The organism is Paenibacillus sp. FSL R5-0527, from assembly GCF_038008055.1.
Classification (GTDB): domain Bacteria; phylum Bacillota; class Bacilli; order Paenibacillales; family Paenibacillaceae; genus Fontibacillus; species Fontibacillus macerans.
Genome location: NZ_JBBOYI010000001.1, coordinates 4548613 through 4573984, shown reverse-complemented (window position 1 = coordinate 4573984; position 25372 = coordinate 4548613). Strand labels below are relative to the sequence as shown.

General features: G+C 53.6%; 23 protein-coding genes. 19 read left to right on the top strand and 4 right to left on the bottom strand.

From position 1 onward, the window contains the following. Nucleotides 1-61: 61 nt before the first annotated feature. Complete coding sequence (locus NYE69_RS20160) at nt 62-907, bottom strand: serine/threonine protein kinase (RefSeq protein ID WP_340927601.1); 846 nt, start codon at nt 905-907, stop codon at nt 62-64. A 157-nt stretch (nt 908-1064) separates the two neighbouring features. On the opposite strand from NYE69_RS20160, the gene NYE69_RS20155 reads away from it, so the two are divergent. The 5 genes from NYE69_RS20155 (at nt 1065) to NYE69_RS20135 (ending at nt 8375) form a co-directional block, all read left to right on the top strand. Continuing rightward, nucleotides 1065-3449 carry a polyprenyl synthetase family protein gene (locus NYE69_RS20155; protein ID WP_340927600.1) on the top strand — a complete coding sequence of 795 codons (2385 nt, stop codon included), beginning with the start codon at nt 1065-1067 and terminating at the stop codon, nt 3447-3449. 112 nt (nt 3450-3561) lie between these two features. Next, nucleotides 3562-4734 carry a radical SAM/SPASM domain-containing protein gene (locus NYE69_RS20150; RefSeq protein WP_340927598.1) on the top strand — a complete coding sequence of 391 codons (1173 nt, stop codon included), beginning with the start codon at nt 3562-3564 and terminating at the stop codon, nt 4732-4734. Between the two features lie 27 nt (nt 4735-4761). After that, the gene (locus tag NYE69_RS20145; protein WP_340927597.1) at nt 4762-5790 is read left to right on the top strand and encodes a radical SAM/SPASM domain-containing protein; all 1029 of its coding nucleotides are present in this window, start codon (nt 4762-4764) and stop codon (nt 5788-5790) included. Continuing rightward, nucleotides 5787-6776, top strand: coding sequence for a siroheme decarboxylase subunit beta (ahbB, locus tag NYE69_RS20140; protein ID WP_340927596.1), 990 nt, complete (start codon nt 5787-5789; stop codon nt 6774-6776). The genes NYE69_RS20145 and ahbB overlap by 4 nt, the downstream gene beginning before the upstream one ends. Nucleotides 6777-6875: 99 nt before the next feature. Then, the gene (locus NYE69_RS20135) at nt 6876-8375 is read left to right on the top strand and encodes a beta-N-acetylhexosaminidase (protein ID WP_340927594.1); all 1500 of its coding nucleotides are present in this window, start codon (nt 6876-6878) and stop codon (nt 8373-8375) included. 48 nt (nt 8376-8423) lie between these two features. Here the strand turns inward: NYE69_RS20135 and NYE69_RS20130 are convergent, their stop codons facing one another. Both NYE69_RS20130 and NYE69_RS20125 read right to left on the bottom strand, forming a co-directional pair. Beyond that, nucleotides 8424-8729, bottom strand: a complete 306-nt coding sequence (locus NYE69_RS20130) for a type II toxin-antitoxin system RelE/ParE family toxin (protein WP_340927593.1) — start codon at nt 8727-8729, stop codon at nt 8424-8426. Further along, complete coding sequence (locus tag NYE69_RS20125; protein ID WP_340927592.1) at nt 8713-8988, bottom strand: type II toxin-antitoxin system prevent-host-death family antitoxin; 276 nt, start codon at nt 8986-8988, stop codon at nt 8713-8715. The genes NYE69_RS20130 and NYE69_RS20125 overlap by 17 nt, the downstream gene beginning before the upstream one ends. Nucleotides 8989-9114: 126 nt before the next feature. On the opposite strand from NYE69_RS20125, the gene NYE69_RS20120 reads away from it, so the two are divergent. The 3 genes from NYE69_RS20120 to NYE69_RS20110 all read left to right on the top strand — a co-directional run bounded on the left by NYE69_RS20120 (nt 9115) and on the right by NYE69_RS20110 (nt 11479). Continuing rightward, nucleotides 9115-9597, top strand: coding sequence for a DinB family protein (locus NYE69_RS20120; protein ID WP_340927591.1), 483 nt, complete (start codon nt 9115-9117; stop codon nt 9595-9597). A 388-nt stretch (nt 9598-9985) separates the two neighbouring features. Next, the gene (locus NYE69_RS20115; RefSeq protein WP_340927590.1) at nt 9986-10660 is read left to right on the top strand and encodes an HAD family hydrolase; all 675 of its coding nucleotides are present in this window, start codon (nt 9986-9988) and stop codon (nt 10658-10660) included. A 30-nt stretch (nt 10661-10690) separates the two neighbouring features. Then, nucleotides 10691-11479, top strand: a complete 789-nt coding sequence (locus NYE69_RS20110; RefSeq protein ID WP_340927589.1) for a GNAT family N-acetyltransferase — start codon at nt 10691-10693, stop codon at nt 11477-11479. Between the two features lie 277 nt (nt 11480-11756). Here the strand turns inward: NYE69_RS20110 and NYE69_RS20105 are convergent, their stop codons facing one another. Next, nucleotides 11757-12905 (bottom strand): cation:proton antiporter, encoded by a 1149-nt coding sequence (locus NYE69_RS20105; protein WP_340927588.1) that lies wholly within the window; start codon nt 12903-12905, stop codon nt 11757-11759. Between the two features lie 323 nt (nt 12906-13228). Here NYE69_RS20105 and NYE69_RS20100 point away from each other — a divergent pair, with 323 nt between their 5' ends. From NYE69_RS20100 to NYE69_RS20050, 11 genes are all read left to right on the top strand, one after another. After that, nucleotides 13229-13774 carry a helix-turn-helix domain-containing protein gene (locus NYE69_RS20100; protein ID WP_340927587.1) on the top strand — a complete coding sequence of 182 codons (546 nt, stop codon included), beginning with the start codon at nt 13229-13231 and terminating at the stop codon, nt 13772-13774. A gap of 23 nt (nt 13775-13797) precedes the next feature. Then, on the top strand, nt 13798-14580 hold the full coding sequence (locus NYE69_RS20095) for a response regulator transcription factor (protein WP_340927586.1): 783 nt from the start codon (nt 13798-13800) through the stop codon (nt 14578-14580). 18 nt (nt 14581-14598) lie between these two features. Then, on the top strand, nt 14599-16422 hold the full coding sequence (locus NYE69_RS20090) for a cache domain-containing sensor histidine kinase (protein ID WP_340927585.1): 1824 nt from the start codon (nt 14599-14601) through the stop codon (nt 16420-16422). 98 nt (nt 16423-16520) lie between these two features. Next, nucleotides 16521-17897, top strand: a complete 1377-nt coding sequence (locus NYE69_RS20085; RefSeq protein WP_340927584.1) for an ABC transporter substrate-binding protein — start codon at nt 16521-16523, stop codon at nt 17895-17897. A gap of 106 nt (nt 17898-18003) precedes the next feature. Next, nucleotides 18004-18828 carry a carbohydrate ABC transporter permease gene (locus NYE69_RS20080; RefSeq protein ID WP_340927581.1) on the top strand — a complete coding sequence of 275 codons (825 nt, stop codon included), beginning with the start codon at nt 18004-18006 and terminating at the stop codon, nt 18826-18828. A gap of 5 nt (nt 18829-18833) precedes the next feature. Further along, nucleotides 18834-19664 carry a carbohydrate ABC transporter permease gene (locus NYE69_RS20075; RefSeq protein WP_036622854.1) on the top strand — a complete coding sequence of 277 codons (831 nt, stop codon included), beginning with the start codon at nt 18834-18836 and terminating at the stop codon, nt 19662-19664. Nucleotides 19665-19722: 58 nt separating this feature from the next. Further along, nucleotides 19723-20793 (top strand): M24 family metallopeptidase, encoded by a 1071-nt coding sequence (locus NYE69_RS20070; protein WP_340927580.1) that lies wholly within the window; start codon nt 19723-19725, stop codon nt 20791-20793. A gap of 44 nt (nt 20794-20837) precedes the next feature. Continuing rightward, the gene (locus NYE69_RS20065; RefSeq protein ID WP_340927578.1) at nt 20838-22022 is read left to right on the top strand and encodes an NAD(P)/FAD-dependent oxidoreductase; all 1185 of its coding nucleotides are present in this window, start codon (nt 20838-20840) and stop codon (nt 22020-22022) included. A 17-nt stretch (nt 22023-22039) separates the two neighbouring features. Next, nucleotides 22040-23041 carry a proline racemase family protein gene (locus tag NYE69_RS20060; protein WP_340930456.1) on the top strand — a complete coding sequence of 334 codons (1002 nt, stop codon included), beginning with the start codon at nt 22040-22042 and terminating at the stop codon, nt 23039-23041. A gap of 70 nt (nt 23042-23111) precedes the next feature. After that, nucleotides 23112-24233, top strand: coding sequence for a proline racemase family protein (locus tag NYE69_RS20055; RefSeq protein WP_340927577.1), 1122 nt, complete (start codon nt 23112-23114; stop codon nt 24231-24233). 49 nt (nt 24234-24282) lie between these two features. Then, on the top strand, nt 24283-25170 hold the full coding sequence (locus NYE69_RS20050; RefSeq protein ID WP_340927576.1) for a dihydrodipicolinate synthase family protein: 888 nt from the start codon (nt 24283-24285) through the stop codon (nt 25168-25170). The last annotated feature ends 202 nt before the right edge of the window (nt 25171-25372 follow it).

Here is a 25372-nt window from a genome sequence, read left to right as displayed (position 1 = left end):
ATTATTCGGATATTAACATAAACGAAACGGCACATTCAAATCCGGGTGCATCGTCCGTGCTTTATTGGAATTTGGTATGACGGCTCAGCGACTCCAGCTCTTTCATGAATTCCGCGGAACCCGAATAGGGCTCCTGAAGTTCCAGCAAGCGCTCGATGACTGTTTTCAGCTCGCCGGAGAGCGCCAACTCGTCCTGCCAGCTGCGCTCTTCCGAGGGCTCGGCGTTCTTTTCCGGCACGTAAGCGGAGTAGAGGAGAAATAGCATAAAATGGCCGATGTCCAGCAAATCGGAGGTTTCCTCCGCCGCTTTAAACTGCCTTGAAGCCGTACCGCGCCGGCCGGACCCGTTCCGCACGTGAACATGGTTCGGCGCCGGTTCGCCTATTTTTCTCGCCAAGCCAAAGTCAATGAGGTAGATTTCACCATTTTTCACCAGAACGTTGGGAATGCGCAAATCCAAATGGACGTATCCTTTTGCGTGGGTGTACATAACGAGCTCCAAAAGCTGCCGCGTAATCCGTAGGCATTCACGCTCTCCGTACTTATGGCCCAGCTCAAAGATCAGATCTTCAAACGTATCGCCCTGCAAGAAAGACATAGCCAAATACGCGTTGCCCTTGCCGGTAAACCATTCGATGAATGCGGGAAATCGTGGATGCGGCAACGCCTTCAGAATCATCGCTTCCCTTTCCAGCATATGTTTGCCATAGCGGCCTTTGCTTGGTCTGGCCTGCTTGACGGCGACCAGGCTGCCGCTGGTCCGGTCTACGCATTTATAGGTTAAACCGTAGCTGCCCTGGCCGACGACTTCCTGTACGACATACCGGTTACCGAGCACCGTGCCCGAAGCAGCCGGATAATCCCGCCATGCGGCATAAAACGAGCTCAGGAATGAAACGAAACGCATTCATGGTCCCCCATTTCTCCTTTACATATAGTTGACGCCGCTTACTGTAACATTTGTTATAGTAAATGGGGATGACTTTATTTGCAACGGAATGATAGTTTGCTACGTAATCATAAATTACAACGTATCATAGAATAGACAAGACGAGGTAGGCGTTATGAAAATTGAACTTATTGAGGTTGCGGACGCTTCGTACCAAAGGGCCGAGGAGCGGGCGGGCGAATATTTTGCCGCGCTGAAGTCGCAGCTCCATGAACGGAGTTATGTTCCCGGTTTAATCGAAGATATTGGGCAGTGGAAGAGGAGGCATATGCATCGCGCCCCGCTGCCGTTTCTTTTTGCCGGGACACGAAAGAAGCCCGATCCCTCCGACGTTCAAACCTATTTGAGGTGGCTGAACCGGTCGGGTAAGCTGGACGCTTATTTGGAGCGCAGCGTATCTTATATTTATATGCGGGATTTGGGCAAAGATTTGAACGACCCCCGTACGCGAAAGCGGCTGGAGCATTTCCTGGCGGATCTGAAAAAACACCTCCTGAGCCCCGCCGAATCCGCCGGCGGCAACCTGCCGGAGTTGCTCAGCCTAAGGTCGTTTTACCGCTGGGCCGAAAAGGAAGGCGTGGAGGGCGCCGCCATTTGGCTCATCGATAAGCTCAAAGGCGTGTCCGCCCACCTCCCCAAAGAAATGAATGCGGAGGAAGCCCAGCGGAAGCTGATCAAAATTATTCTCGGCGTCGTATTGCACGCCTTGGACGAAATCAGCGAAGAAGCCCCAGCCGCAAAGCGGGCGCAAATCTTGGAAGCAGCGATCAAATCGGGTTACTATTACGGACTGACTTATCCTTTTATTGACGATTTGCTGGATTCCGAAGCGCTGAACGCGGATGAAAAGGAGCGCTATTCCCGGATGATCCGCGCTGCGCTGATCAGCGGCACCGTTCCTGAGCCGGGGGAGTGGGGCGGCGAACGCAGAGAATTGATGAGATATGTGTACGCCGAGCTTCGCGAGGCTTACGAATACATTAAGCACCGCCAGCCGGAGCAAGCGAAACAGGCCTTTTTCGACCAATCCTATGTTTTCTTTCATGCCCAGCATGTGGACAGAGTGAAGGAGCTGGCGCATGCGGATTATTCCAACGAAGAACTTTATTTGCCGATCATTCTGAAATCCTCTTCGTCCCGGTTGATTGTCCGTTCCGTGATCGGCGCTCCCCAAGACGGGGATTTCGACCGGCGGGTGTTTTATTACGGCTTGTACAACCAGCTGGCCGACGATTTCGCCGATCTGTTCGAGGATATGGAACGCGGCGCGGTAACGCCTTACACCTATTTTTATAAATACCGTCATCAACGCCCGGATTTGATCAATCCTTTCGAATTGTATTGGGCAGTCATCTTCCATTTGATCCATCATGTCTACCGCTCGGATGCGGCGATACGCGAAATTTTGCTCGACCGCGCCATCAACGGGCTTAAACGGTATCGAAAACGCGCCGGTTCAAAGAAATATAGGGAAATCATGGACGTCTTTTCAACGGGCAGCGCGGAACTGAACCGGCTCATTCAGCGTATGGTGGACAAGGCGGAAGACGTGGATTTCTTGGATAAGCTGCTGCGGGACCAACTGCTGGCCGTCATGAGCCGCCATCGCAGCGAACAGGAGGAATTTGCCGAAATTGTCCATACCGCCCGCCGCGCTATCAATGAACGTTTGCCGATCCCCAGGCCGGGAGCGGCCGCGCCGATGCAGGAGCTGCTTATCGAAACGGCCAACTACAGCCTGGAGGGCAGCGGCAAACGGCTGCGGCCGATCCTCGCCTGGGTGATGGGCGTCAATGAATTCGGGTTGCCGGACGCGGGGCTTACGCCGCTGCTTAGAGCGCTCGAATATATGCACACCGCTTCTTTAATTTTCGACGATCTGCCGTCCCAGGACAACTCGTCCATACGCCGAGGGAGGCCTACCCTGCACCGGGTTCACAGCAGCGCGATCGCGGAATTGACGGGGATTTTCCTGATTCAGAAGGCCATCGAAGAGGTATCTTCCCTCGAAGGCTTCCCCGGCGGCGCCGTACTTGCTTTGCTGAAGTATATGTCGCACAAGGCCGGAGAAATTTGCATGGGGCAGGCAATGGACCTTAGTTCCAGAGGCAAGGCGCTGACCTTGGATGAACTGAATCGGATTTGTTTTTACAAAACCGGGATCGCTTTTGAGGTATCGTTGGCGGCGCCGGCCATTTTGGCCGGTGCGGACGAGGCGGATATAAACGTTCTGAAAACTTACTCCTATCACGCGGGGATCGCGTTTCAAATAAAAGATGACCTGCTGGATTGGGAGGGCGACCTAAAGCGGCTGGGCAAGCCGACCGGCCAGGACAAAGATAACGAAAATTCTACGTTTGTGGCGATCCTCGGCTTGGAAGGCGCCAAAAAGCAAATGTGGGAACACTACTGCCTGGCTATGGAAGCCCTGAAAGATCTGCCGCGGGGCACCGTTTTTTTAAAACATTTGCTGCACTTCATCGTGGGCCGCGACCGCTAGGCTTTTGCCTGGCGGCCGGTCCATGAATTATATTGTGTAAATTTTCACATACTTTGATTATAATAGTTTAGGAATGGATAAATTTACTATCGCAGAGAAAGAGAGGAATGAAATGATCAATGTGACGAAGCTGCTCACCGGTATAGAGGGCGAAGGGGATCACCTCCGCTATGACATCACGCCGGGAGACAAACCGCATGGCGTTTCGGCCGGCAAAGGGCCGGTTGTGGTCTGGAACGCGACGCGCTCCTGCAATTTAAGCTGCAAGCATTGCTACGCGGACGCCCGGGCGGCCAAGGACCCGCACGAGCTTTCTACGGACGAAGCCAAAGCGTTTATCGACGACCTGGCTTCGTTTCGGGTGCCTGTGCTGCTTTTTTCCGGAGGAGAACCCCTGGTGCGCAAAGATATTCTGGAGCTGATCTCCTATGCGGCCGGCAAAGGCCTGCGGCCGGTCGTATCCACGAACGGCACGCTGATTACTCCCGAGAAGGCCAAGCAGTTGAAGAAGTCCGGGGTCAAGTATGTGGGCATCAGCCTCGATGGCCTGGAGCAGCGCCACGATTTGTTCCGCGGCCGGAAGGGGGCTTTTGCCCAGTCGCTGGCCGGTTTGCGCAATTGCCTGTCCGTCGGGCAAAAAGTGGGCGTCCGGTTTACGATCAGCAAGCACACGTACCCCGATTTGGACGGTGTGCTCGATTTGATCGACCGGGAGAACATCCCGCGCGCTTGCTTCTATCATCTCGTTTATTCCGGTAGAGGAAGCACGCTGCAGACGGAGGATGTCACCCGCGAGGAGTCGCGGCGGGCGCTGGACAAGATCATCGCCAAGACCTTGGATTTGCACCGCAAAGGGAAAAAGACGGAGCTGCTCACCGTGGACAACCATGCGGACGGGGTTTATTTGTATCAATGGATGAAGGAGCATGATCCGGAGCGGGCTGCACTTTTGCTCGGGCTGCTGCGGCGGAACGGCGGCAACCGCTCGGGGGTGGCCATCGGCTGCGTCGATTGGCACGGGCGTATTTATCCGGACCAATTCACCCGGGACGTGGAGATTGGCAACCTTCGCACGCAGAGGTTCAGCGAAGTTTGGCGGGAGGCGGCCCACCCTGTCATGGCCGGGCTACGGGACCGGAAGGCGTTGCTGAAAGGGCGGTGCACAGCATGCGCTTGGCTGGATTTGTGCAACGGCAACTTCCGGGCAAGAGCGTCGGTCACCGGCGATTTCTGGGCGGCCGATCCATCCTGCTATTTAAGCGACCGCGAAATCGGGATCGTCTAAAGCGATTGTATAAAAGGAGATAACGCCATGCTCGTATCCTGGAATGTGACCAGAAGATGCAATCTGTATTGCGAACATTGCTACCGCGATTCCGGGCCGGAATCGCCGACGGAGGGCGAACTGACGACGGAGGAAGGGCGCCGGCTGATAGATCAGATCAAGGAGGCGGGGTTCCGTATGCTCATTTTCAGCGGCGGCGAACCGCTGACCCGCGGCGACCTTTGCGAATTGATCGCTTACGCGGCGGAGCGCGGGCTGCGCGCCGCGCTGGGCAGCAACGGCACGCTTCTCGATGGCGCCAAAGCTGCCGAACTGAAAGAAGCCGGTCTGGCGGGCATCGCCATCAGCATTGACAGCGCTTCACCCGCTTACCACAATCGCTTTCGAAATGCGGCCGACGGGTGGGAGCGGGCGGTGATAGGAATTCGCCACGCGCGTGAAGCGGGACTCAAGGTTCAGATCAATATGACGCTGACCTCCGAAAATATGGATGATTTCGAACGGGTGGCGGCATTGGCGGAAGAGCTGGACGTCTCCTCGCTGCATCCGTTTTTTCTCGTCCCTACCGGCCGCGGCATTTATATCGAAGAAAATGCGTTAAAGCGCGAACAATATTTCACGGCGTTAAAAAACGTCCTGGCCAAGCGAAAATCGACCTCGATCGAAATCAAGCCAACCTGCGCTCCGCAATTTATGCCGCTGGCCAAAAGCATGGGGCTTAACCTGCGCTACACGCGCGGCTGCCTGGCCGGCGTTGCCTATTGTTCCATCCTGCCTAACGGCGAGGTGCATATTTGCCCCTACCTGCCGGTCAAGGTCGGCGATGTGCGCGAACGGCCGTTTCATGAAATTTGGGAGACGAGCCCGGCTTTCCAAGACTTAAGGAATTTCGAAAAATACGAAGGGGCCTGCGGGGCCTGCCGCAATGTCGGGATTTGCGGAGGCTGCCGGGCCAGGTCGTACTATTACAGCGGCGGCAATTTTATGGCGGAGGAGCCGTGGTGTCATCAAAGGCCGGCGGCAAGAGCTATGGGCGGAAGGAGGGGAGCCCAATGAAGCTGGATGCGCTGGACCGGGCTCTCCTGAACCGGCTGCAGGCCCGAATTCCGCTAACGGCCGAGCCTTGGCGCGCGGTTGGCGAAGAGCTGGGGCTGGCGCCGGGGGAAGTGCTGGAACGGCTGAAGGGACTCAAGGAGCAAGGGGTTATCCGCCGGGTTGGCGGCGTTTTTAACCCGGCGGGTTTGGGCTTTGCGGGCAGGCTTTATGCCATGGAGGTGGAGGAGAGCCGTTTTTATGAAGCCGCCGCCGTCGTCAACGGCTTTAAAGGCGTTACGCACAATTACCGCAGGCGGCATCGGCTGAACATGTGGTTTACGTTATCGGCGCGGTCGGAGGAAGAGCGCGAGGCGATTCTCGGGCCGATACGCGAAGCGGCGGGGGAGCCGCGGCTGTACGAATTTCCGTCCGAGCAGGTGTTCAAGCTGAACGTGTTTTTGAATATGGAAGGGAACGCCGAAAAGGGCAGCCCTCCGCTGCCCAGAAGCCAGGAGCGCGTGAGCCTTTCGCCGCGGCGGGCTTGCGAGACCGATGAACTGGATCTGCGGATCATTCGCGAGCTGCAGGGCGATATGCCGCTGTTGCCAGACCCTTTTGCCGAGGTGGCGGACCGGGCTGGCTGCGGCAGAGAAGACGTATTGATCCGGCTGGAAAGGCTGCAGGCCACGGGGGTTCTGAAGCGGGTTGCCGCCGTTTTGCGGCACAGGGTGGCTGGTTTTTCCGCCAATGGTTTGTTTGTTGCGGTTCTGCCGCGGGAAAAAATCTGCGAGTCCGGCCAAAGATTGGCTGGCTTCAAACAGGTCAGCCATTGCTATCAGCGCCGTTCCTATCCGGATTGGCCGTACAATTTATATGCGATGATTCACGCCTCCGAGGAAGCGGAAGTGCAGCGCGTTGTCAGGGAGTTTGTTGAAGAAGAACCGGTTGAGGCTTATGACATTCTTTTCAGTACGGAAGAGTTAAAGAAGACAAGCTGGTCGCTGTAATTCTTTGAGAAAATCGCCAGGCCTGCGGGCAGCAGCTGTGTTAATATGGAGAGAGGTTTAAGTGCCATTTCGGAATAAAACCAATGATGAGGTGAGCTAATGGAAACTCAGCATGGGACGGGTACTCTTTTTCCGAGCGTACAGCAGTTTACGCCAGCGTCCGAACAACGGTGGAGGCCTGCCGCTTCTTCCAAAATCGTCGTCATCGGGAGTGCAAAATCCTCCGGCAATCCGCGGCTTGACGATACGGTGTCACTGCTTCGGTCGGAGTTTGCGGCGAAACGGCTGCCGACCGAAAACGAGCTGCCGGTTCAATATGGAACCATCGCCGACGCCGCTCCCGGCGACCTGGTCATCGAGCTGGCCGAACCGCCGGAAACGAGCAGTCCCGAGGGCTACACGATCGACATTGGAAGTTTTGTCATAGTCAAGGCGGGGACCGAGCGGGCGGTGATGTACGGCGTTAGGACCATTTTGCAGCAGCTGTTGCGGAAAGGCTATCTCCCTTACGGCAAAGCCGTCGATTACCCGGCGGTGCAAGAACGGGCGCTGCATGTGGATATCGGGAGAAAGTTTTTTACGGCCGAATGGATCGTGGCAAGAATTAAGGAATTGTCCTGGCTGAAACTGAACGCGCTGCAGCTGCATTTTTCGGAAAACGAAGGTTTTACGCTGCGGAGCGACCGCCATCCGGAAGTCATGTCGCCGGAATATCTGACAAAAGAGCAGGTGCGGGAGATCATCCAGGTGGCGAGGCGTTATCACGTTACGCTGATCCCGTCCCTGGATTCGCCGGGCCATCTGGGCTACGCCTTGCGGAATCATCCGGACTGGCTGCTGAAAGATACGGACGGTGTTCCGGCCAAGGGGGCGCTGGATATCACGAATCCGGACGCCAGAGCGTTTGCGCTGGATTTGATTGACGAGTATGCGGAACTGTTTCAAGCCAGCCCTTATTTCCATATCGGCGGAGACGAATTTATCGACTTTGAAAAGTTTGACGCGTACCCCCAGCTGGCGTCGTATGCCCGGGAGACGTTGGGGATCCAAGGCGGTACGGGCGTCGATGCATATATCGACTATGTTAACGATATTGCCGATCATCTGGAGCGGAAGGGTTTTGTCGTGCGGGCGTGGAACGACGGATTTTACCGGGCCGATCAGCAGGAACGCGCCGCGCTCAAGCCTACGATCCAAATCGCCTACTGGACCAAATGGCACCGCAATATGGCCAGGGTGAAGGCTTTTTGGGACAAAGGCCATGATGTGCTGAATTATAACGACTCGTATTTTTATTATGTGCTGGGAGAAAATGCCGGATATAAGTATCCAACGGGAAAAAAGATCTACGATAGCTGGCATCCCGGCGTGTTCCCCAGAGTGAGCGAGTCGGAAGGGCAGGAATACCCGCAGCCTTACCCCGACGCTTTAATCGGCTGCTCTTTCGCCATTTGGAGCGACAAACCGTCAGCGCAGACCGAAGCCCAAGTGAGCGCCGGCATCGCCGAACCGTTGCGGGCCATGGCGGAAAAATCATGGCTTGCGGAGAAGCGCTACGGCAGTTATGAGGAGTTTAAGGCGGCGTTTACGTCTTTATAGATTTCGGAACAGCAAATCCCTACTTTTTGATGGAAGTAGGGATTTATATTAAAACAAGAAATTGTATTTTCGCTTTCCGTGAAGGATTCTGCGGATTTCCACAGTTTCATCATTAACTACATAAAATACAATATATGGGTCAACTATTAGCATTCTGTAATTCAGTGCCTGGAGACGAAGGTCATTTGGAATAGATCCGCTATTGGGGAATATTTCCAGAGTAGAGGTGGTTTGGTCAAGTTTATTGGCCATTGATAATGCAGCGTCAGGATTATCAAGCATGATGTATTGGATGATTTCAGATAAGTCTTCTTCAGCAATGGGCAAGTATTCGATTTTATATTTCTTGTCCACGGATTTGACTCCTAAGGTTTTTCATCACTTCAGCGTGATTCTTTTTGGGAGCTCCGTCATTACTTTGCTTTTCAGCTAAGGCCAGCTTTTGGTATAGTTCGATTAAAGCTTGTTGTTTCTCAAATGCAGCATGACTCATGACGACAAGATCACTTTGTCCATTTTTTGTAATAAAAATAGGTTCTCCATCCTGATGTGCTAATTCGGAAATCAAGTTGAAATTATTTCTTAAATCAGAGATGGGACGAATCGTGGGCATCTTTTTTCACCTCAATCATTTTATTGTTATTAATATTATCATAATTATGATAATAAATACAGGGTGCGGGCGAACATGGAAAAATTAATGATTTTTTGATTAACTTTTTATAGCGAGGGATGCAGTTTGAAGCAGATAGATTTGCAACCTGTAACGGGAATGTCGCCTGTTATCGGTTTATTGCATGCGATGGTGAGGTTTAATTTTTTGCGCTTGAAGCAAGCGGTAGAAGGGTTGACGCAGAAAGAAATCGATTACAAGGGGCCAAAAGGGGGACAAAACAGCATAGCGCAATTAATCAGGCATTTGACGGTCGTTGATCTTCATTGGGTGTATCGTCTGCAAAAGGCGGGAGTTCCGGCAGAATATACTGCGAAGTTTGGGCCGATGTATAATGCGGACGGTAAGCTGCCTATGGTCAAAAACGTTCCCTTGCAAACTCTTCTGGAAGATTACGAGCAGATTCAGGAAATGCTAAAAGAAGTATGTTTAAAACTGGATGATGATGAACTATTGAAAGAAGTTCCTTATGAAAACGGCAATACAGCTGGGGCATTTGGCATATCGCCGATCATAGCCGCCACCATTATGCTCATATCGTCGGCCTGAAAAAGGGCTGAAGTCTAGAAACCAGTGTTCAACAGCACGCTATTGGAATGACCGACCGTCGGCTAGGTATAGACCAACTGGCCTTCATAATAGCGGCATTTTATGTGCTTATGATCCGGAGTGAGGCATGTTCATCCCCAATAGCGGCATTTTATGTGCTTATTTTCCTATGAATGGTCCAGAATGGGGCAGTTTCGCGTGCTCCGGGAAAATAGCGACATAAATTGCCCCTAATACTCTCAAGTGGACGGTTACCGCCGGAATAAAGACATTTTTTGTTCTTATGTTTTTCACTGGAGCCTTTCGTTCGGTCCAAGTGCAATTTCTGTTTGTTACACGTAATTGATAGTGTCGCAGACGATACTTTTTTTCTAAGGAATGATAAAAAGTGAAACCGTTTGAAGTCGTTAGTCTGGATATGTTCCAAACTTTAGTAAATGTGGATTCCAGAATCGAGCAGACTTGGAAGCCAATTTTACTGAATACATACACGCGTGAAGCTGCAGATGAGTGCGGGTGTTTATTATTAAATTATTTTTTCGAACACTGGGAGCAGATGAAAGCGACGAAACAATTTTTTCTGATGAGTGAAGTCTATGAACGCAGTTTCGGCAGTTTGTTCCGGCAAATGAACATGACGTACGAGGCGGCGGCAGCCCTTGAGATTTTATTTGAAGAACACACGCGCTCGGAATTTTATGAAGACACGGCCGCATTTTTAAATAGCGTCTTGCAGAAGTATAAAGTTTGTATCGTTAGTGACGCGGACGAGGCGATGACCCCGGAATTTTATAAGAAATACGGGATTCGGCTGTTCACTTCCGAACGATACCGCTCTTATAAAAATGATGCTAACAATACGATGTTTAAAGAATTGCTTCAAATCAATCACACGTCTCCGGACAAGGTTATTCATATCGGAGATTCGGTTTCCGATGTTGTAGGGGCAAAGCGGGAAGGTATAAAAGCATGCTGGTTAAACCGGCACAAGCGCGTTTGGAATCACGAAATTGCACCGGACTTCGTCATAGAATCATTAAGCGATTTGGAATTTATACTTTAATTTATCCATGAAAGGAAGGGCCTGAACCCGATGCAAGCTGTTCAGATGATTGAATTAACTCAGCAAAACCTTGAAGAAGCAAGAGGATATTGCTTAAGAAGCAAACCTCTTTCAACCGGATATCAGAACAAAAACAACTGGCTCAAAAACGAGCTGGAAGCGGGTTTAAAATACATAAAGCTGATGGAAAACGGAAAACCGGCGGGATTTATAGAGTATACGGCTGCGGAATATTCATCCAGAGTCGTCCACGCCAACGATTATTTGATCATTCATTGCTTATGGGTCAACATTTCCGGGAAAGGCTACGGAACCAGGCTGATCAATAAATGCATTGAAGATGCCAGACAACAAAATAAAAGCGGCGTTGCGGTAGTCACTAATTCGGACACTTCTTGGACTCCGAGTAAAGACATCTTCTTGAAAAACGGGTTTCGTATCATTCAAGAAGGGCCTTACGGATTTGAACTGTTGGCATTTCCGCTCAAGGATGATCCGCTTCCCTATTTCCCCAATAATTGGGAGCAAAGATTGCAGACCTCCCATGAGTTAACCATTTTTCGCACTAACCAATGTCCGTTTGTGGATGTAGCTACCGAAAATTTCTTGGAAGGGGCCCGAAAACTCGGGCTTGAAGCGAAAGTCATTGATATGAAAAACAGAGAAGAGTTGATGAAATTATCCCCGACGCCGTATGGCATTTTTGGGGTTACTTATCGCGGGCAATTGGTTACTTTCCATAGGCTTACCGTTCATTCCACAATCAAGAAACTTAAATTACTAAAAGACATAGTCATATCGGTGCGGAAAGGTGGGTAGAGGACGTAGAGACGCTCATGTCGGCGTGGCCGTCACTTTCCCGGATGCTACGCGATGGATTGCCGATTTTTACACCATCAAATGTATTGAATCGATAAGGCAGGATTATTCAGAGAACGGACATTGTCCAAGATAGACCCATCTTATGTATCCTGGCATGCCGCACAATTAAAACAAATGTTGGATCAGTCAAGTCCGGAAACCAGAGAAAAAATACTCAAGGAGATTTTGGAGATATCTCCTTGAGTCAACAATTTCAATCAAAAGCTCATGCAAGCTACAGCGTGCCGGGTTCTTGTTCCTTATCGCTAAAAAACAGCTTCATCATCGGAGGGGTGACGATCGTCGTGACCAGTACGACAAGTACAATAACGGCGAACATCCCTTCGTTCAGCAGCCCGGCTTCCTGGCCGATGGCGGCAATAATGAGCGCGACTTCACCCCGGGACACCATCGCCGAGCCGATCCCTAGGGCGCTCCGCCAACCGAAGCCGGCAGCTTTAGCCCCAAAGGCCGATCCCAATAGTTTGGTGCCGATAGCCAGCACGCTTAATCCGGCAATCAGGCCAAGCTGGGAGGATACGGCGGAAAAATCAACTTTAACGCCAATCGTCGTAAAAAACACGGGGACAAAAACCGCGTATCCGATCGTTTCGATCTTCTCGGTAACCTCATGTTTATAAGCGGTAAGACTGATGGCTACCCCCGCAATATACGCCCCGATAATGGCGGCCACGCCGGCATATTCAGCCATGTAAGCAAACAGGAAGCAAATGATCAAAGCCGCGGAGATGACCGACTCCGACACGCGGAGCGGAGAGAACTTGCGCATCACCCAAGGCACGGCTTTCCAGCTCAAAACGATGGCGATCGCAAAAAACGCGAACTTCTTCAATATCATCATTCCCAAGTTAACGTCGCCGCCGGCGAAGCTCATGACAAAGGCCAGCAGGATAATGACGAGAACATCGTCGATCACGGCCGCCCCGAGAATGGCGGCTCCCTCTCTGGATTTGAGCCGGCCCATTTCTTTTAACGCCTGGACCGAAATGCTGACGCTTGTCGCGGACAGCAGCAATCCGAGAAAAATAGCTTCAAATACGGGCATGCCGATAAGAACACCCGAGAGATAGCCCAATCCGAACGGGAGGGCGATGCCGGCCAAACCTACGTAAGCGGATGCTTTCCCGGTTTTTTTGAATTCGTTCGCATCCGTTTCCAGCCCCGCAATAAACATAAGTAAAATGACGCCGATCTGACTTATTTCATTCAGAATATCGGTTTCATGGATCAAGCCCAATACTGCGGGGCCAAGCAAAATGCCGATGAGCAATTTCCCCAAAACGGCAGGCTGGCGTAATCTTACGCTTAGGTCTCCGGCTAGTTTGGATGCAATCAGAATCATGGCCAGTTCTAAAATCAGCATATCAATCAATCCTCCATTGAAGTGAATTATGTGAAAAAAATAAGAATAAATACAAAAAGAGCCTGCCAACCACGGGAATGACATGCCGAAAAACGACATACCACTCCCTTGGTGACAGGCTCCTCCAAGTGAAGCGTATTAATTTTTAACCAATGAATGTAATTATATCAAAAAGTATAATTGTTGCCAATAGGTATAACAAGAATCACAGATGTGTTAAATTATCCATGTCTATTTGTTAAAATTTATTGACAATTCCAATTAAATGTTGTTTCATTTGATTAAACCAAGTTGAATTCATTTTTATTTAGGGGATATCTTACGTGGAATTGGGCAGTAAAATCCGAAAGATCCGTAAATCACAAAACCGGAGTCTGGACGACATCGCCAAGGCCTGCGGGTTTACGAAAAGCCTGTTGTCCAAAATCGAAAACGGGAAAACGGTGCCCCCGATCGGCACGCTCATCAAGATTGCCGAAGCGTTGGGAACCAAAGTCTCCGTGCTGCTTGACGACAGCGATCTGCATGGCACCGTACACACCACGAAAGCGGCGAGCTTGGATAAAATGGTCCGCACCGACAAAGGGTATTCCTTTTCCGCGATTGCGGCGGAACGGCCGGAGAAATTGATGCAGCCGTTTTATTTCGTGGCCAGGAAAGGAAAGGCCGGGAAACGGACGCTGTCTCATGTCGGACAGGAATTTATTTATGTGCTGGAAGGCACCATGATCTATTACGTAGGCGACGAAGCGTATACGCTAAACGCCGGCGACAGCTTGTATTTCGACTCTTTTGAAAATCATAAATATACGCCGCTGACGGATGAAGTCAAGTATTTGTCGGTGTTTTGCTCCGATTCCAAAGCCTGACGGCAAAAAAGAGGGGATGGAAAATGCTGAACATTTTGGTCGTGGACGACGAACCGAAGCACCGGAAAGGGCTGTCGCGGATGCTTCAGGGGCTGAATCCGAAGTGCAACATTTTTCATGCCAGGGACGGTGCGGAGGCGCTTGAAAGCATCAGCGTACATCCCGTTGACCTGGTCTTTACGGACATTCAAATGCCGGTGATGGGCGGGCTCGAATTCATGGAGCATTTGGCCCGTCGCGGCGGGAACGAAAGCGTCATTATTATGAGCGCGTATTCGGAGTTTGCCTATGCGCAGCGCGCGCTGCAACTTGGGGCCTGCGATTATTTGCTCAAGCCGGTGGAAGAGCATAAAATCGCGCCGCTGTTGGCGAAAGCGGAGCAACAAGCAGGCGCCGTGCGTCTCGCCGCCTCGAAGGCGGCCCGGGAATGGCTCTTCGAGTTTGACGACCGCCCGAATAACCCGAAGCAATGTAAAGCCGAACCGATTATCGAAAGCTGCAAAACCTATATTGACACGCATTACCATGAAGAAGATTTGTCGCTAAGCACGCTGGCCGTGAAGTTTTATTTCAATCCTTCGTATTTTTGCAACCTTTTCAAAACGCATACGCGTATGACCATCCACCAATACATTACCCAAACCCGCATGAAGGCGGCGGCAAGACTGCTGCTGCATACCTCGCAAAAGGTTTACCAAATTGCCGAAAACGTAGGTTATAAAGATGTAAAGTATTTTATTCGCCTGTTCCGCAAGGAATTCGGCGCAAGTCCGGAAGAATACCGCCGCCTGTCCGCCATTCGCTAAATAAGGAAGGGATGTCATTTGAGAGGACGTTACGGTTTGCCGCGATTCAAGGATCTCCGCTACAGGACCAAACTTTTTTTATCCTATGCCCTCATCATCACGATTCCGCTTGGCATCCTCAGCTCTAAATATTACTTCTCCAGCAGGGAGTCCGTCTCCGAATTCGCCCGGCAAAACCTTTACTCCATCGTCAAGCAAAACAACGAAATCATCGACGCGGAGCTTGCCCGGCTGGAGGAAAGCAGCCTCGCCCTGATCGCGGAACAGGTATTGTACGAGCAATATTTGCACGCGAATCCGGGGGACGAATACAGCATGATTACGATGGAAAAAAAGGTAAGCCGGGCGCTCAACAAATACTTTCCCGATTTGCAGGACATGTATTCGATCCATTTGATCACCAGCTATTCCAACATCGGCCCCACAGGTGCTTCCGCTTTGATCCCTTATGAAGATTTTGACGAGACCGGTCTATACCAGGCGGCGGTAAAAGCGGACGGGGGAATGGCGTGGGTCCCTACCTTTTCGTTTGCGCAAATGTTCAAGCGGGAAATCAATCCGTCCAATCCGCCGGAATACTTCCGGCTGCTGGCCGGGGTGCGCCTGCTCAAACTGTTCGAAATCAACAACGGCGAAGTGATCGAGCTGCAGGGTAAAGCCGAGCTCCCGGTGCTGGTCATCACTTACCGGCCGGACTATTACCGTGCCCGCTTCGAAAGTGCGCTCCCTTCCGCAGGAGCTTCTTTTTTTATCATGAGCCCGGGGGGAGAGCTGGTCGCCGGTTCGAACGCGGAGCGGGAACACGCCGGCTTTAAACCGGATTGGCTGGAGGAAATGGCCAAACTGAAAAGCGGGACCTTAACGATGATCAAGAACGGCCAGCCGCTGATCGTTTGCTTTGATACCTCCGAAGTAACGGGCTGGATTTCGGGAGTCACCATCTCGCCGGAAGCTTTGGGGGCCGCTTTTTTGCCGGAGATCAAATCCTATACCTTCTATTTGGCGTTATTTCTGCTGATCTTCTCGCTCCTGCTGGCGCTTATGTTCGCCAATTCCATCACCAGGCCGATTCATCAACTGCTGCGCGCGATCAAAAAGACGGGCGAAGGGGAATTCGATACCCGCGTCCCGGTCGAGTCCTACAACGAGATGGGGCTGTTGATTCATAAATTCAACCAGATGAATGCAAAAATCAAAAATTTAATCGAAGAGAACTACAAGGTCAAGCTCAGGGAAAAAGAGACGCAAATCATGTCGCTCAACATCCAGCTGAATCCGCATTTTTTGTACAACACCTTAAACATCATGAATTGGACGGCGCTGGAAAACGATCAGAAGGAGCTGAGCCGGATGATCGTCAGCTTGTCCGCCATGCTGCAGTACACCTCCGAAAACAGCCGCGACACCGGCGATTTGGCGGAGGATTTAAATTGGCTCCGGCATTATCTCTTTCTCACGAACGAACGTTTTGAGGGCAAGTTTACCGTCACCTATGACATCTCCCCCGAGCTTTATTCGTATCAAGTTCCCAAGCTGTTTCTGCAGCCGTTCGTCGAAAACGCGATTGTCCACGGCTTTTCCCGCCTGCACACCGGGGGAAGGATTCTGATCCGGGGCCGGGTGGAGGAGGGGGAGCGCGTGTTCACGGTGGAAGACAACGGCATCGGCATTCCCGCTCACAGATTGGAGCAATTAACCCAAATGGAGAGCGGCTCCATCGGCATACAAAACGTGGACAAAAGAATCAAGCTTATTTACGGGGAGGCCTATGGTGTAACCCTGACTTCGCAAGAAGGGAAAGGGACCACCGTTCACCTCCGTCTTCCTTTATCCAACAAATAAAAATCCTCCACCAATCCAAAAATGTTCGAATTCTTTTTAGAACCGTGCTTTTTTACAATAAATATACAAATCATTTTTGCTGAATGGAGGGTTAGAGGATGAAGAGAGCTAGGCGTTTCGCGGGCAGGATGTTAGCGGCGGCTCTTACCGTTGCCGTCGTGTTGGCGGCCTGTTCGAATAGCGGGGGAACCTCCGAAGAAAGCCGGGGCGGCGGCCAGGACGGCGGTAAAGAGCAGGTTACGCTGAAATTCTCCTTCTGGGGAGATACGATCGAGAAAAAAACGGTGACGGAAGCGCTCGAACGTTTTGAGCAGGCCACCGGGATTAATGTCGAGCCGATGCACGTCCCGGCCGATTATTTAACCAAACTGACGACGATGGTGGCGGGGAATGTCGCGCCGGATCTTGGTTACTTGTCGTCCGGGGCCGCTTTAAGCTGGGGCGCGGACGGGAAGCTGCTCAATCTCGCCCCGCTGATCGACAAGGACCCGGAATTTAAAAAGGAGGATTATCTCGACCAGGTCTGGTACGAAATCGCTCCCGGCAACATCATCGGGATGAGCACCGCAGTCGAAGGATACGGGCTTATGTACAACAAGGATCTGCTGCTGGAAGCGGGCGCACCGCTACCCCCGACCGACGCGGATAAAGCCTGGGATTGGGATACGTTTGTGGAATACGCCAAAAAATTAACGCTGGACGACCAGGGGAGAAATGCGCTCGATCCCAACTTCAACCCGGACAAAATCAGGCAGTACGGACTTCAGTACGATCCTTACAACATGATGGCGGCGGTGGTATCTAATGGCGGCAACTTTTTGACGGAGGACGGAAAAGGGTTTGGGCTGGCCCGGCCGGAGGCGATCGAGGCGATTCAAAAGCTGGCGGATCTGATGTATGTTCACCATGTTTCGCCCACTCCGATGCAAACCAAAAACCTGCCCGATACGGCGCTGCAAACGAAAAAAGTCGCTATGACGGTCTCCGGGAACTGGGCTTTGCAAGCGTTTGCGGAACAGGATTTTAATTTGGGAGTCGGGGTGCTGCCGAAGCTTAAAGTCAGCAATACCCTGTTGGACGGGGCGCCGACGGTCATTTTTAAATCGACCAAGCACCCGGAGGAAGCTTGGCTGCTGTACAAATATATGGCCGACCCCGAATCGGTGCTGCCGCTGATCGAAGGCGGCTTATGGATGCCGCTGAAAAAAGAATGGTACACGAATCCGGACCTGATTAACAAATGGGCCGCCGGGAACAAGGCGCATCCGGAAGGATACACCGAAGCCTATATGAAGCAGACGATTGAAAACGGCATCCGCACCCCTGGCTTTGAAGTGAAGAACCTGGACAAAATCAATGCCTTGGTAACGCCGGCTCTCGACTTGGTCTGGACGGGCAAAATGACGGCCGAAGAAGCGCTGAAGGGGGTGGAGCCCAAGGTGCAGCCGCTGATTCAAGGATATTACGGCAAGTAATATCCAGGCTTATCCATTCATCCGGATTGGGGGGATTGCTATTCTTCATAAACGCCGTATCGCTTTAGCAGGCATCCTGTTCGCCCTGCCCAGTATCTGCGGGCTGATGCTGTTCGTCATTTTGCCGATGGTCGCCAGTCTGTTGCTCAGCTTTACGGATTACCGGATCGTAAATGCGCCCAAATTCATCGGGCTGGCGAATTATACGCGGCTGTTCGACGGCACGGATCAATATTTTTACAACTCGCTATGGGTCACCTTCAAATATGTCGTGCTCCGCGTTCCGCTCGGACTGGTCTTTTCGTTTATCGTTGCGTTTCTGCTGAACATGGAGTTTATCCGCGGCAAATCCGTGTTCCGCACGATCTATTATTTGCCGGCCATCGTGCCCGCGGTGGCGTCCTCGATGATTTGGATTTGGCTGTTTAGCCCGGACCTGGGCCTGTTCAACAGCTTCCTGGAAGCCTTGAACCTGCCGACGCTCGATTGGCTGTATTCCGAAACCACCGTGGTTCCTTCCATCGTGCTGATGAGCCTGTGGGGGATGGGGAGCACGATCATTATTTTCCTGGCGGGCCTGCAGGGCGTGCCGAGGTCCTTGTACGAAGCGGCCATCGTCGATGGCGCCGGTCCGCTCCGGAAGTTTCGCCATATCACAATCCCGATGATGACGCCGATTATATTTTTCAATCTGATCATGGGGTCGATCGGAGCTTTTCAGGTGTTTACCGAGGCGCTGATTATGACCCAGGGCGGGCCCAACAATGCCAGTCTGTTCTATAACTACTACATTTACCGGCAGGCGTTTCAATTCGGGGAAATGGGGCAGGCGTCGGCGATTGCCTGGATTCTCTTTATGATCATTCTGCTGGTCACGGTCATCTTCTTCCGCACATCCAAATCCTGGGTGTTCTATGAAAGCGAGGTGTAGCGCCTATGCGGAGAAGCCGCCGAATCTCGCAGCTGACCGTTTACACGATCCTCATTTTAGGAGCCTGCTTTTGTCTATTGCCGTTATTTTGGCTGGTCCGCAGTTCGATGATGAGTTCGCTGCAAATTTTTGAAATGCCGCCAAGGTGGATACCTTCGCCCTTTCGCTTGCAGAACTATGTGGAGGCCTTGACGACGATCGATTTCTTCCGTTTTTTCCGCAACACGTTAACCATCACCATCGGCTGCTTGGCCGGAGCGCTGATCAGCAGTTCGCTTGGGGCTTACAGCTACGCCAGGTTAAGCTGGCCGGGCAAAAAGTTCTTCTTCGGGCTGCTGCTGTCGAGCATGATGCTGCCCAGTGCGGTCACGCTGATTCCGACCTTTATCGGCTGGAAGCTGGCCGATCTGATTAACACTTACGTCCCGCTTATCCTGCCGGTGTGGTTCGGCTCGGCCTTCGACATTTTTCTGTTAAGGCAGTTTTATGCCGGCATCCCGCGGGATTTGGACGAAGCCGCTTTTATGGACGGGGCCGGTCCGTGGACGGTTTTTTCCCGGATCATCATTCCTTTGTCGAAGCCGCCGCTGATCGTCATCGGTTTGTTTTCCTTCATGAATTCGTGGAACGATTTTATGGGCCCGCTGGTGTACTTAAATGAGGAAAGCAAATTTACGATGGCGCTGGGCCTGCAAATGTTTCAGTCGCTGCACAGCGCGCAGTGGCACTTGCTGATGGCCGCTTCGACCGTGGTGATTTTGCCGGTGATCATCGTGTTTTTTATCGGGCAGCGTTATTTTATCGAAGGCATTACGTTAACCGGGATGAAAGGCTGAACACAGGATGCATGCGTATGAGGTTCGGTCTGAAAAGATGAGAGGGAGGGTGCAATCCATGGAAGCACAGCGTCTTGAAAAGGTACGGGCAGCGCTCAAGCGGCAGGGGATCGACGGACTATTGATCGCAAGCCCCTATAACCGCAGATATGTTACCGGCTTCACCGGCACCGCCGGCACGGTGGTGATTACGCAGGACCGGGCCTTGCTGGTGACCGATTTTCGTTATACCAGCCAGGCGTCCCAGCAGGCTCGTGAATACGAAGTTGTACAGGCGGCGGGCGACCCGCTTGAACTGATCCGGGAGAAACTGGCCGGGGCCGGCGTTGCGAAATTAGGGTTCGAGAAAAATCACGTGACCTACGCGGGATATGAGGCATATGAAAAGTGTTTTCAGGGATTCGAGCTGGTGCCGACGGACAATATCGTCGAACAGCAACGCGGCATCAAAGACGAGCGGGAGCAGGCGCATATCCGGCGGGCGATCGAGATTACGGAAAAGGCTTTCGACTATATTTTGGGCTTTATGAAGCCGGGCGTTACCGAACGGGAGGTGGCTGCGGAGCTGGAATACTTCATGCGCAAAAACGGGGCGATTTCGTCGGCGTATCCCACGATCGTCGCTTCCGGCGTGCGCTCCGCGCTGCCGCACGGTTTGGCCAGCGACAAGCCGCTTGGCGTCAATGAGTTCGTAACCCTCGATTTCGGGGCGAACTACGAAGGATATTGTTCCGATTTAACGCGGACCGTCTTTATCGGCGAGCCTACGGAGCGCCATCAGGAGATCTACCGGATCGTGCTGGAGGCCAACCGGACCGCCCTGGAGGGGCTCAAACCTGGCATGACGGGGAAGGAAGGCGATGCGCTGGCCAGGGATTGTATCGCCGGCTACGGGTACGGCGACTATTTCGGCCATGGCCTCGGTCACGCCTTTGGTTTGGAAATCCACGAGCCGATGCGGTTTTCGCAAAAAACGGAGGACGTGCTCGAGCCGGGGATGATCCTGACGGTGGAGCCCGGGATTTATATCCCCGATTTCGGCGGCGTCCGCATTGAGGATGACATTCTCGTGACGGAGACCGGCATTGAAGTGCTGACGAAATCAAGCAAAGAACTGATCGTCTTATAATGCGGGTTCAACAACCTCTGTAAAAGAAGGGGGGACTATCGTTCATGAATTCGGTGGCTGCGGAAGTCGTTGTCATCGGCGGCGGGATCATCGGCATGTCCATCGCCTATTATGCGGCGAAAGCCGGCATGGACGTGATCGTGGTCGAGCGCGGCGAAATCGCCGGGGGCACCTCGTCCAAATGCGACGGCAATATTTTGGCGATCGACAAGGACCCCGGCTTTGACAGCCAAATGTCCCTGAAATCACAGCAGTTGGTGGCGGAGTGGGCCCGGGAGCTTGATGAAGAATTCGAATACCGGGCCCCCGGCAGCATCCTCGTGTGCGAGACCGATGAAGAGATGCAGGCCGCCGAGAGCTGGGTTGCGCGCCAGCGGGAAGCGGGCCTTCCTTTTCGCATGCTGGACCGGCAGGACCTGCGGGAGGAGTGGCCCTTTCTGGCGGACGATTTGCCGGGGGGCTTGGAATGCGCCACGGATTCTACGGTGAACCCGGTCCTCTTAACCTATTCACTTGCTGCCACCGCCCGCCGCCATGGTGCAAGGCTGCGAACCCATACGCCCGTGACGGCGCTGCTGCTGGATGAGAAGGGCGGAATTCGCGGGGTGGAAACCTCCGGCGGCACAATCCGCGCAAAATTTGTCATTAACGCCGCCGGGGTATGGGCGAAGCGGATCGGGCTAATGGCCGGGATAGATATTCCGATCGAACCCCGCAAGGGCCACATTCTCGTCGCCTCCCGCTGGGAGAGCATCGGGAAGCGGAAAGTGATGGAATTCGGCTATTTGATCAGCAAATTCGGCGGAACGCGCAAGGTGGACCCGAGGTTCGAACAGTACGGCATCGCGCTCGTGTTCGAACCGACCGCTTCGCAAAACTTCCTGATCGGCTCCAGCCGCCAATTCGCGGGGGAAGACAGCCGCGTCGACCAGGAGGTGATCCGGCTGATTGCGGAACGGGCGATCCGCTTCTTTCCCGTGCTGGAGCGGATCCCGCTGCTGCGGACGTACGCGGGCTTGCGTCCCTGGACGGCCGATCATTTGCCGATCGTTTCCGCCGTCGACGAAGTCCCCGGATTTTATGTGGCGGCAGGACATGAAGGGGACGGCATCAGCCTGGCCGCGGTTACGGGGAAGGTGATGAGCGAAATGTTAAGCGGCGCCGAGACGTGCATCCCGGTCGAGCCGCTCCGTTATGACCGTTTTCGCCGCTCTGTTGCCCGCCATTAGGAGGTGGTGTTATGAGTATGGGATTTTCCAAGCTGGTGAGCACGATCGATACCCATACGGGCGGGAATCCGACCCGCACCGTGACCGGCGGAGCGCCGGAGCTGATCGGAAGGACGATGACGGAAAAGATGGTTTACATGTCCGAGCATTACGACGATTTCCGCACCGCGCTGATGTTTGAGCCGCGGGGACATGAGGTGATGTCCGGCTGCATTTTGACCCCGCCTTGCGACGAGCGGGCCGACATCGGGGTGGTGTTTATGGAAACCGGCGGATATTTGCCGATGTGCGGACATGATACGATCGGCCTTTGCACCGCGCTGATTGAGGGAGGAATTTATCCTGACAGTCAAGACGTCATCCGGCTCGACACCCCGGCGGGTCTTGTGGAAGCGAGGCTGGAGATCGAGGACGGGAAGGTGAAGCAGGTAACGTTCATGAATATCGCCTCTTTTTTATACAAAAGGGATGTGTTGGTAGATGTCGAAGGGCTAGGCGAAATCTCCGTGGACATTGCGTATGGCGGCAATTTTTACGGACTGGTCGACGCGCGGCCGCTTCGCCTTCCCCTGGTTCCCGGCCAGGGCTCGGAAATCATAGGATTGGCCGTCAAGATCCGCGAGGCCGTGAATCGCCAGGTTGAGGTGGTGCATCCGGAAATCCCGGTCATTCGCGGGCTTACCCATATCGAGTTCTACAGCGATCCGGTATCGCCGTCGGCCCACTGCCGGAATACCGTGGTTGTGCCTCCCGGGGGGATCGACCGTTCACCGTGCGGGACGGGAACTTCGGCCAAGGTCGCCGTACTTCACGCCAAGGGGGAGCTTGGCAAAGGGCAGGAATTTGTCCATGAGAGCATCGTGGGCTCGCTGTTCCGAGCCAAGATTGTGGAAGAAACAATGGTAGGCGGCCTGCCGGCGGTTATACCGCAAATCTCCGGGGCGGCTTGGGTGACCGGCTTTCACCAGTTTGTTTTACAAGCTCGGGATGAGCTGAATCGGGGATTCTTTCTGCTTTGATAGTTCGAGTTCAAAAAGTCAGGATGTCAGATTTTTTGAACTACTCTAATGGGTTCGGGGGCCGGTGTACATGAGAATGAAAAATTGGTATGCGGCGATCGATACGCATTCCGGCGGCGAGCCGCTTAGGATCGTCACCGGCGGCTTGCCGCCGCTGGAAGGAGCTTCGCTGCGGGAGAGGACGGAGTTTTTCCGGCGGAACTTCGATGCCGTAAGGAAGCTGCTGCTGGCCGAGCCGCGGGGGCACGGGGCGATGACCGGGGCGGTCGTTACGGCGCCGGTGACGAAGGAAGCGCGGTTCGGCCTGCTGTTCTTGGATCAGGAGGGCCTTTCGGCCATCAGCGGCCACGGGATTATCGCCGCGGTTGCGGCCTGGACCGCCACAGGGCAGTTGGAGCCTTCCAAGGCCGCCGCGGGTATTCTGATCGATTGCCCGGCCGGAACGGTGCGTGCGGTAGCCGATTGCGAAGGCGGAGAAGTCCGCTTGGTTACGGTCGAATCGGTTCCGAGCTTCGTTTACGCCGCGCCCTTTCGGGTGAATGTTGAAGGCGCGGAGGTAAGGATCGATATCGCCTTCAGCGGCGAGATGTACGCCGTCGCCGATGCTTCTTCCTTGCTTGCCGGCGTAAGCGGGGGATATCCGCTGCCCAAGCTGCGGGAATGGGCGCGGCTGATCCGCGAGGCGGCGGAAGGGCGGCTGCAAGTCGAACATCCGCTGGCGGACGGGAATGGGAGGATTTACGGCGTGTTTTTTTATCGGAGGGAAGCTGAGTACGATGGCCGCTGTGAACCCCATATTGAACCCCATGCTGAAGCCCATGTTGAAACCTGTCTTGAGTCCCGTCTTAAAGCCCGGGCTGATGATCGGCCTGATGACCGTGATTCGTCCGGGATCGTCTACCGTAGCGCGGCTGTATTCGCCGGAGAACAGCTGGACCGGTCGCCGGGCGGAGCCGGGGTTTGCGCTCATTTGGCGGTTCTCTATTCCCGCGGATTGCTGGCGCGGGGCCAGCAGGTCGTCTACGAGGGGATCACCGGCGCCCAAGCGGTCGGGAGCATTGCCGGGGAAACGGCGGCTTCCGGCCGCAGGGTCGTTATCCCGCGGTTTACGGGAACCGCCCATGTCTTAGGTTTTATGAATTTTTTGCTGGATCCGGCCGATCCGCTGCCTGAAGGTTTTATTCTTAATTAGATTAATATTTTATTGCATGAATAAATGAAAAGAGGGGAGAAAGCGCGTTATGCCTAGATTTGAAGGAGTTTACGTGGCCATCGTCACGCCGTTTACCGCCAGCTTCGAGGTGGACTACAAGCGTTTGGCCGAGCTTTGCGACTGGCTGATTTCACAAGGGGTGAACGGTCTGGTTCCAGCCGGCTCACTGGGGGAATACGCGACCATGACCGGCAAAGAGCGGGCCAAGGTTGTGGAAACCGTGATCGCGGCCGCGGCCGGGCGGGTGCCGGTGGTGCCCGGGTCCGCCGCGCCTTCTACGCGGCAGGCCGTCGAGTGGGTGAAGCATGCGAAGGAAGCGGGGGCTGCCGGCGTGATGGCGCTGCCGCCGATCAACTACCGGCCGCTGGAGCATGAGGTCATCGCCCATTACGCGGCGCTCAACGAGGTGGGGCTGCCGATCATCGCCTACAATAATCCGCATGATTACAAGGTCGACTTGACCCCGCAGCTGCTGGCCAAACTTTCCGGGCTTGAGCATATAGTGGCCGTCAAAGAGTTTTCCGGCGACATCCGCCGCGTTCACGATATTTTGGCCTATACGGATTTGGAAGTGATGATCGGCGTCGACGATTTGGCCATGGAGGGCGCGCTGTTCGGAGCGACGGGCTGGATCTCCGGGGTGCCGAACGCTTTGCCGAAGGAAGGCGTGGAGCTGTTCAGCCTGGCCAGACAAGGCAAGGTCCGGGAAGCAACCGAGCTGTACCGCCGGCTGCTCCCGCTGCTTCACTTCGACGCCAGCCCCCAGCTCGTCCAGTCGATCAAGTACATGATGGAGCTGGCCGGATTCCCGGCCGGGCCGACCCGCCCGCCGCGCCTGCCTTTGCCGGAGTCCGATTGCGAGGTGATTAAACAAGCGTTTGAGCAGGCGACCCGCCATAAACAACCGGCCAATTAACCGGCAGTCGCACGAACAAGGGGCATTAAGAAGGAATCGGCACAAAAAAGGGAGCAGAAGCAAAAGCGGCGTTTGACATCAGGACGGCGCAGCCCCTTCAAGCAAGGCCGGCGTCATTCCAAACGGTTATGAGCGCCGCTAAGTCGATAAAATGCAGGGAAAACCAAATTTAACTGTTGCGTCAGCACTGGCGTTGCATTAA